The sequence below is a fragment of the Streptomyces sp. NPDC058221 genome (assembly GCF_042882365.1).
GTDB lineage: Bacteria > Actinomycetota > Actinomycetes > Streptomycetales > Streptomycetaceae > Streptomyces.
Window position 1 is genome coordinate 1 of sequence record NZ_JBHVWF010000318.1, and the last position, 1,477, is coordinate 1,477.

The following is a 1,477-nucleotide window of genomic DNA, read 5'->3' on the forward strand; positions in this document are numbered from 1 at the left end:
ATACGCCAGTGTACCGATACGCGAGTGTTCCGATACGTTGGCGTATCGGTACACTGGCGTATCGATGTGGCACGCCATGTCACCGTGACACCGAATCGTCAGCAAAGGGGCACCGGATGATGTTCGCCGGTAGCAGGCCCGCCGATCGGGAGCCGGACAGTTCTGCCCGACCGCCCCTCGTCCGCGAGCTTCTTCTCGTCGTAGGACTCTTCGTGATCGACAAGTTCGGCCGCCAGGCCGCCAACGGTCACGTCGACGAGGCGTTCCACAACGCCGGACACGTCTGGGACCTCGAACGCGCCCTGCACCTGCCCGGCGAGGGAGCCGTGCAAGGGCTGCTGCTCCACAGCGAGACGCCTGCCGCCACCGGCCCGTACAGCCATGCCGTCACCGGCCCGTACGCATCCGCCGCCGGTGCGCAGAGCAACGACCGCTCCTCGTCCTACGCCTCGTCCGGAGCCGGGCGATGAACGCCACCCTGATCGCCGTCGCGCTGTCCCTGGTCTCCGCCGCCGCGTACGCGTCGGCCGCGGTGGCGCAGGCGCGGCTCGCCGGGCGTACCGCACCGGGCACCGGAGCGCTCCGGCTGCTCGGGCGCGGGGCATGGTGGTCGGCCGTCGGGCTGAACGCCGGTGGGGCGCTGCTGCACGTGGCCGCCCTGAAGTACGGCCCGCTCACGCTCGTCCAGCCACTCGGTGCACTCACCCTGGTCGCCGCCGTCCCACTGGGTGCCCGCGCGGCCGGCCGACGCGTCTCCACGACCGAATGGCGCGGCACCCTCCTCACCCTGCTCGGCCTCGGGGCCCTGCTGATGACCGCGGGAGGTTCCGCCCCGCACGAGACCCTCAGCCTGGTCGAGGCGCTGGCCGTCGGCGCCGGAACCATGGCTGTCGTCGCAGGCCTCAGCCGGCCGGGAGCCCGTCCGGGGCTGCGGCACGCTGCGGCCTCCGGCATCACGTCGGGCGTGGCGTCCGCGCTCACCCAGACGCTGACCGTCGCGGTCACCGACCACACCACGGGTCCGCTGTTCAGCTGGCGCCTGGTGGTCGTCGCCGTGCTCGTGTCGGCCTTCGCCATGGGCGGGCTGCTGCTCTCCCAGACCGCCTACCGGGGCGGCCTCGGCGCACCCCTCGCCGTCGTCACCCTCGCCAACCCGGTCGCCGCGGCGGCCATCGGCCTGGCCCTGCTGGGGGAGCGTCTCCAGGGCGGGACGACCAGCCTGGTCCTCGCGCTGCTGGGTGCGGCGGCCGCGGTACGAGGAGTGTTCCTGCTCAGCCGCGCGCAGGCCGGGACGGCGCCCGCAGCCGCAGTGCCCGCCGCCGGGTCCATGCCCGCGCCCGTCGTACCGTCCCGGGTGGTCATCAAGGGCCCGAACCGCTTGGCAGAGGTGCCCGCGGCGTCCGGACCGGTGCCACCCGGCGAGAGCCTCGGCGCTCCACAGGGCGCACGGCTGCCATCGTCCGCCCGCCCCGTCGAC

General features: G+C 73.6%; 1 protein-coding gene and 1 pseudogene. Both read left to right on the forward strand.

The genetic code is table 11. The annotated features are described in order from the left end of the window. Positions 1-116: 116 nt before the first annotated feature. Positions 117-356: pseudogene (locus ACFVW8_RS39140) on the forward strand (inositol phosphorylceramide synthase); the annotation flags it as partial. 110 nt (positions 357-466) lie between these two features. Continuing rightward, the coding region (locus ACFVW8_RS39145; protein ID WP_389698826.1) for a hypothetical protein at positions 467-1,477 on the forward strand (1,011 nt) is incomplete at its 3' end.